The sequence below is a fragment of the Brevibacillus sp. MS2.2 genome (assembly GCF_013284345.1).
Classification (GTDB): Bacteria; Bacillota; Bacilli; order Brevibacillales; family Brevibacillaceae; genus Brevibacillus; species Brevibacillus brevis_C.
On record NZ_JABSUZ010000011.1, the window covers coordinates 173,081 to 179,739 of the forward strand.

Annotated in this window: 7 protein-coding genes; 6 read left to right on the top strand and 1 reads right to left on the bottom strand. The window is 47.2% G+C overall.

Going from position 1 to position 6,659, the window contains the following annotated elements; translation table 11 throughout:
- Positions 1-57 precede the first annotated feature (57 nt).
- From tatA to HP568_RS13125, 3 genes are all read left to right on the top strand, one after another.
- Positions 58-423: a twin-arginine translocase TatA/TatE family subunit gene (gene tatA / locus HP568_RS13115; RefSeq protein ID WP_048036243.1), complete on the top strand. Its 366-nt coding sequence runs from the start codon at positions 58-60 to the stop codon at positions 421-423.
- 21 nt (positions 424-444) lie between these two features.
- A complete protein-coding gene (gene tatC, locus HP568_RS13120) occupies positions 445-1,221 on the top strand; it encodes a twin-arginine translocase subunit TatC (protein ID WP_173629287.1) in 777 nt (258 codons plus the stop codon).
- A 105-nt stretch (positions 1,222-1,326) separates the two neighbouring features.
- Positions 1,327-1,746 carry a hypothetical protein gene (locus tag HP568_RS13125; protein ID WP_056488805.1) on the top strand — a complete coding sequence of 140 codons (420 nt, stop codon included), beginning with the start codon at positions 1,327-1,329 and terminating at the stop codon, positions 1,744-1,746.
- A gap of 67 nt (positions 1,747-1,813) precedes the next feature.
- Here HP568_RS13125 and HP568_RS13130 read toward each other — a convergent pair whose 3' ends face one another.
- Positions 1,814-3,133, bottom strand: coding sequence for a CAP domain-containing protein (locus tag HP568_RS13130; protein ID WP_173629288.1), 1,320 nt, complete (start codon positions 3,131-3,133; stop codon positions 1,814-1,816).
- A 265-nt stretch (positions 3,134-3,398) separates the two neighbouring features.
- On the opposite strand from HP568_RS13130, the gene groES reads away from it, so the two are divergent.
- The 3 genes from groES to HP568_RS13145 all read left to right on the top strand — a co-directional run bounded on the left by groES (position 3,399) and on the right by HP568_RS13145 (position 6,393).
- Complete coding sequence (gene groES, locus HP568_RS13135) at positions 3,399-3,683, top strand: co-chaperone GroES (protein WP_007721023.1); 285 nt, start codon at positions 3,399-3,401, stop codon at positions 3,681-3,683.
- Between the two features lie 55 nt (positions 3,684-3,738).
- Positions 3,739-5,370, top strand: coding sequence for a chaperonin GroEL (groL, locus tag HP568_RS13140; RefSeq protein ID WP_017246591.1), 1,632 nt, complete (start codon positions 3,739-3,741; stop codon positions 5,368-5,370).
- 240 nt (positions 5,371-5,610) lie between these two features.
- Entirely contained in the window at positions 5,611-6,393 is a 783-nt protein-coding gene (locus HP568_RS13145; protein WP_173629289.1) for an HAD family hydrolase, read from the top strand.
- Positions 6,394-6,659 lie beyond the last annotated feature (266 nt).

Below are 6,659 nucleotides of genomic sequence, written 5' to 3' on the forward strand. Positions count from 1 at the left end.
GTTAGACTGGCAAATAACAAAAGCAAACGACTTCACTAGAAAAAGGAGTGAACACGTATGAGCTCAATCGGGATTCCTGGATTAATCTTAATTTTAGTTTTAGCCTTGGTGCTTTTCGGTCCGAAAAAGCTTCCAGAACTGGGGCGTGCGGTAGGTCATACTTTGAAAGAATTCAAAAATGCTACGCGTAGTCTGACAAGCGACGATGAAGACGACGATGAGGAGAAAAAGCGCAAGGAGCTCGCCTCCAAAGAAGCGTCTGTCAAAACAACACCGGTTGTCGCTGATAAGGAAGCGGCGGATCGGGAGCGAATTGAACGCGAGGTTCGTGAAAAAATGGAACGCGAGCGCTTGGAAAAAGAAATCCGCGAAAAGCTGGAGCTAGAGCGCCTGCAAATGGAAAAAGAGCAGAAGAACGCGTAACAGGTAAGGTTGGTGGTTACCATGAAGGATCAGGAAATGACAGTGGTAGAGCACCTGACGGAACTGCGCAAGCGCATCATATGGGTGCTGGCCGTGTTTATTGTCGCATTGGTCGTCGGTTTTTTCCTCGCCGGTCCACTCGTGGATTATTTAAAGCAAGAACCGATTGCGGATGGCGTGCCCATTGTCTCATTGCATCCGTCAGACGCACTTCGTGTTTACATGCAGGTTGCCTTCCTTGTGGGCGCTGTCATCACACTGCCTGTAGCACTTTATCACGTTTGGCGTTTTGTTTCGCCAGGGATGGAAGTACAGGAAAAGCGCGGGACGCTTTACTTCATCCCAGCAGCTTGTTTTCTGTTTATCGTTGGTATCCTGTTTGGCTACTACGTCGTTTTCCCGATGGTCATGCAGTTTATGACCAGTATTACAGCATCGATGGGCGCAGACCCGAACTACGGAATCGCGCAATACTTTGGGTTCATGTTTAATATGGTCATTCCGTTCGGGATACTGTTCCAGTTGCCGATTATCGTCATGTTCCTGACGAGACTGCGTATCCTCAATCCAATGAGGCTGGCAAAGGCACGGCGCTACGCTTACTTTGCACTGGCAGTAGTCGGGATTACCTTGACGCCTCCTGAGATTGTCAGCGATATTCTCGTGATCATCCCTTTGCTGCTTCTGTACGAGCTGAGCATTTGGCTATCCCGTGTTGTTTATCGCAAGCAATTGAAAGAACAAGAAGCGTGGGAACAAGAGTACGGCAGTTTGGAAACAAACGAACCCGTTCAATAACGAGTATGAGAAAAAGTCTTCTGTCCCGAGTGGCAGAGGACTTTTTTGTTATTCCGGCAGAAATTAGGAAATACTACGGAGGTTATGATCCGGGAGGTGCTGAATATGTGGCTGATCGTATGTTTGGCGTTGCTCTTTTCTGGGAGTACGGCTAATGCTGCCGGGCTGGGGGAGCCTATCGAACTGTTTGATACGGACAAGCAGCGCGTTGTGGCCAGCTTTGAAAATACAACTGGTTTTCAGGAAGAGGCCCAGCAGATTTTGCAAAGTGTGAGCGGACGGGTCTTGGAGTTTAATCCATCGTTGGATTCCGCCATGATCGTAAAAATTCCGCTAGTCCCCCCAAAGCCGATAAAGCTAAAATCCGCTAATCTTGACGCGATGATTGCAGAGATGTTTGTCATCATGCCCAAAAAAGGGGAGCGTCGTCCGTGGCTGATTTTGCACACGAAGGAATATGAAACGGTCGTTGTGGAGTTTACCGAAAAAGTTGACCAACTGAGGGAGCAAGTGAAATTGCCGTAAAGCGGCGCTTCTTCTTGCAAAAACAAGCCCGGTCGTCCATAAAAAGAGACGAAACCGGGCTTTTCGATTATTTCATGGGGGTGAGGAAGGTTTGGGTGAAGTAGTCTGTATAGACGCCCACTCCTAACTGGGTGAAGCCTTTTTCGAGTACGTTTTTGCGATGGCCTGGACTGTTCATCCAGCTTTCATGGGCTTCGATCGCATCCGTGTAGCCTGCTGCAATATTCTCCCCGGCCATACTGTAAGCGAGAGAGGCACTTTTCATGCGGTCAAATGGATTACTCCCGGTAGTCGCAGAGATGTGGTCAAAGAAGTTGTTGCCCTCCATGTCCATGCTGTGTTTTCGTGCCACATCGGCAGCTTTTTCGTTCCATTGCAGGGGCGGAAGCTTGTATCGGTAGCGGGAAACATTGACCAGATCGAGAATTTGCCGCTCGGATGCAGCATTGACCTGCTCTCGTTCTCCGACACGAAGTGGAGGGGGATCAAAATTGGGTGCCTGACCTTGATAGGTCCATTTCGTTTCGTAAAAACTGCCGCGTAATAGCATTTGCGTATCCATTATACGTACGGCGGTAACCTTGTTGCCATTTTGCTTGTCCAAATAGTAAATGTAGGGGGTGCCGTCTTTCATGACGAGAGGGCGTTGTTGCTTTTGATTGGTAATCTGGATTTGTGCCCCCTGAAATGAGAAAGAAACAATGTTTTGTACACCCAACTGTCGCTCCAGTGATTGCTGGCTGGTGCCAACTCCGATGTTTCCGAGCTTTGCTGTCGGAGCGAGAGAGTACACATCGACGACTTTGTCATTTGCGATGCCGACTTGAATGTATCGGGAAGGCTCACGATTGTACACCCACCATTGATAGCCGAGACTGCTTGGCTCTCTGCGAGCAGGCTCACCTAACAGTTTGTGTACTTCCTCAGAAGACATGCCGAGACCTATGTCAAAAATCGTATTAGGCTTCTCCACTCGAATGGGTACCGCAGGTGGTTTGGTTGTCGCAGGTTTATGGGGAAGCGCTATAGAGGCAGGCACTGCATCAGGTGTAGTCTGTTTTTTAGGCTGTCCGATGGAGAGTTCAGGAGATTGACCAACCCACGCGGTTTGGGAAGTTTCATCCCAACCGTTAGGCTTATTCAAGTGGCGACTGATCATGGATAGAGGTACATATAGCGTTCCTTCGTATTCGAAAGAAGCTGGTATTTCCTTGCCTTCCTCCGTGTTATACCTGGGTTTTTCGCTTGCGACGATTTCACGGCCATCCCAATAGATGGAGGCGGGGGTAAGGTTGACCCGTATAAAGGAAGTAGTATCCGAAGTGAAGAGACGGCTGATTCCTAAGACTCCCAGGGCAATTAAGCCAATCCAGAGCCATTTGTGCATGGAACAATTCCCTCCTTGGCGAGCTTGCCTGATTCTATGTTTCATTTATATGAGCGTGTCCGAATACTAGAACCTTTTTGCTAGAGAATGCAATTTGCTAGGAGGAAGAGTAGTCAAGCAGTTGCATATGGAAAAAAGTGAGGGAAACTACTTGCAAAGTACATAGTGATTCATTATTATAGGAATTGGGTGTTAGCACTCATAACAGTCGAGTGCTAACAACAGAAATATTGTTTACCTACATTTTTTGAGGAGGGTGTTTTTAGTGCTTAAGCCATTGGGTGACCGTGTGGTAATCGAAGCTATCTCCAAAGACGAAACGACTGCAAGCGGTATCGTTTTGCCTGATTCTGCAAAGGAAAAACCGCAAGAAGGCCGCGTAATCGCAGTAGGTTCTGGCCGTGTTGCTGACAACGGTGAGCGCATCGCTTTGGAAGTAAAAGAAGGCGATAAAGTAATCTTCTCCAAATACGCTGGTACTGAAGTAAAGGTAGACAACAAAGAATACCTCGTGCTGCGCGAATCCGATATCCTCGCGATCATCGGTTAAGGCTCTTGACATAGGAAATCGAACGAATAAACACATAACAGGAGGTTGAGTTTAGATGGCTAAACAAGTCAAATTCTCGGAAGACGCTCGCCGCTCCATGCTCCGCGGTGTTGAAACTTTGGCAAATGCGGTTAAAGTAACCCTCGGTCCAAAAGGCCGTAACGTGGTTCTTGAGAAAAAATTCGGTTCTCCGTTGATCACTAACGACGGTGTTACTATCGCGAAAGAAATCGAGCTGGAAGATGCTTACGAAAACATGGGTGCGCAACTGGTTAAAGAAGTTGCTACCAAAACCAACGACATCGCTGGTGACGGTACAACAACTGCAACTGTACTTGCTGCAGCTATGATCCGTGAAGGTCTGAAAAACGTAACTGCTGGCGCTAACCCAATGGTTATCCGTCGTGGTATGGAAAAAGCAGTTCGTGCAGCTGTAGAAGAAATCAAATCCATCGCGAAGCCGGTTGAGAACAAATCCTCTATCGCGCAAGTAGCTGCTATTTCCGCTGACGATCCAGAAGTAGGTAACCTGATCGCTGAAGCAATGGAAAAAGTGGGCAAAGATGGTGTAATCACTGTTGAAGAATCCAAAGGATTCGTAACAGAGCTGGAAGTAGTAGAAGGTATGCAATTTGACCGTGGCTACGCTTCCCCTTACATGATCACTGACACTGACAAGATGGAAGCGGTTCTGAACAACCCTTACATCCTGATCACTGACAAAAAAATCTCCAACATCCAGGAAGTTCTGCCTGTACTCGAGCAAGTCGTACAAAGCGGCAAACCACTCCTGATCATCGCTGAAGATGTTGAAGGCGAAGCGCTCGCTACTCTCGTAGTGAACAAACTACGTGGTACCTTCACAGCTGTAGCGGTTAAAGCTCCTGGCTTCGGCGACCGCCGCAAAGCTATGCTGCAAGACATCGCTGCTCTGACTGGCGGCGAAGTGATCACGGAAGAGCTGGGTCTGGACCTGAAATCCACTAAGCTGGAGCAACTGGGCCGCGCTGGCAAAATCGTGGTTACAAAAGAAAACACAACTGTTGTTGAAGGTGCTGGCGACAAGGCTTCCATCGAGGGCCGCGTAACCCAAATCCGTCAACAAATCGAAGATACTACTTCCGATTTCGATCGCGAAAAACTGCAAGAGCGTCTGGCTAAATTGGCTGGCGGTGTAGCAGTAATCAAAGTCGGTGCAGCTACTGAAACCGAACTGAAAGAGAAAAAACTCCGCATCGAGGACGCTCTGAACTCTACTCGCGCAGCAGTAGAAGAAGGTATCGTACCTGGTGGTGGTACTACTTTGATCAACGCAATCAAAGCGGTTGAAGCGATCAATGTAGGTGGCGAAGAGGCTGTAGGTGTACAAATCGTACTTCGTTCCCTGGAAGAGCCAGTTCGTCAAATCGCTGCGAACGCAGGACTCGAAGGTTCTGTAATCGTAGAGCGTCTGAAAAAAGAAGCAGTGGGCATCGGCTTCAATGCTGCAACTGAAGAGTATGTAAACATGCTCGAAGCTGGTATCGTTGACGCGGCGAAAGTTACTCGCTCCGCACTGTCCAACGCTGCATCTGTAGCGGCTATGTTCCTGACTACAGAAGCAGTAATTGCTGACAAACCAGAAGAAAACAAAGCTCCTATGGGCATGCCAGATATGGGTGGCATGGGCGGTATGGGCATGATGTAAGAAAGCGGCTCGCCGTTTTCTTCAAAGAGAGGCAGACAAATCGTCTGTCTCTTTTTTGTGCTTGGCTTAATGCTGCGAATGTAAAAAGTGAAGAATTTGGCACCATTCCGTTAGGCGTGCTTACACTATTTGGGGAGTACGCTACGGTGTGGAATATGCTTTTTGCCAGTTTGACTACCTCATCATTGCCGATGATTTGCTTCCAATAATATATCGAAGGACTACGTCGGGGGCGATAAAATGAGCAAACGCTGGATTAGCTTTGATCTGGATGGTACCTTGATGCAAAACCCGTTTGGAGCGTGGGTATTTCCGGAGATTGCGCGTGTAATCTCCGGTCAGTTAGGAAGAGAGCACGACATTGTTTCTGAAATGGTAGCCGAGCATGAGCAGCGTATGTCCCAAGAACGCTACGTAGAAGCGTATGATTGGGATGATATCCTTGTTAGTAGATGCAATGCATTGTGTATAGAAAAAAAGATTGATATTGAATCGCTGGTTCGGAAACACGCTGTAATGCCCAAGGTTAATTTGCTTGAGGATGGAATTCCCCAGATACTCGAGGAGATAAAGAAGCGAGGCTTTTCGTTAGCAGTGGTCACAAATGGCTTTTACAAGTTTCAGGCGCCAGTAATGGAGGCATTAGGCTTGCTTGATTACTTTGATGAGATCATTACACCAGAACGCGCTGGTGCGGGTAAGCCTGACCCAGTTATTTTGCAAAAACTGCAGGGAGAAGTAATTGCTCATGTAGGAGATCGCTTGGATCATGACATTCAACTTGCGAATCGAAGTCATGCAACCTCTATTTTAATAGAACGAAAACTGCCAGAGGCATTGCTGAGTCTCCAACCGCAGTTGCGTGCAAATGATCACAGAATGCGTTTGTTTTGTTTGGAGAAGTGGAGAAGAGAGTGCAAGAATCCTTTATTGTCAGAGCTTCCGGAGCTTTTCAAACCGCGAATTGTTATTCGTTCTATGGGAGAATTGCTGTCTGTTCTGGATGAACAGGGGATGGGATAAAATTCTAGGTAATAATGCTTGCGTTTTTGCTTCTGGCTTGGTATGATAACTCTTGTCGCTTTTGAAGGGAATTTTAGAGAGAATGAAAAAAACTTCGAACTTCTAAAAATAACCCTTGATTTTCAAAAGAAGATCTGATATAGTTTAAAAGGTCGGCGCCACAAGCGTTAACGACGAAAGAAAAGAACAGTATGCTCTTTGAAAACTGAACAGCGAAAGCGTTAATGAGTCTATCGTTAAATGATTTGCCAGCTTTGAACCAGTAA

Bases quoted from the DNA above. Each gene is read 5' to 3' on its own strand.
- tatA (WP_048036243.1), top strand. From the start codon at position 58: ATGAGCTCAATCGGGATTCCTGGATTAATCTTAATTTTAGTTTTAGCC.
- tatC (WP_173629287.1), top strand. From the start codon at position 445: ATGAAGGATCAGGAAATGACAGTGGTAGAGCACCTGACGGAACTGCGC.
- HP568_RS13125 (WP_056488805.1), top strand. From the start codon at position 1,327: ATGTGGCTGATCGTATGTTTGGCGTTGCTCTTTTCTGGGAGTACGGCT.
- HP568_RS13130 (WP_173629288.1), bottom strand. From the start codon at position 3,133: ATGCACAAATGGCTCTGGATTGGCTTAATTGCCCTGGGAGTCTTAGGA.
- groL (WP_017246591.1), top strand. From the start codon at position 3,739: ATGGCTAAACAAGTCAAATTCTCGGAAGACGCTCGCCGCTCCATGCTC.
- HP568_RS13145 (WP_173629289.1), top strand. From the start codon at position 5,611: ATGAGCAAACGCTGGATTAGCTTTGATCTGGATGGTACCTTGATGCAA.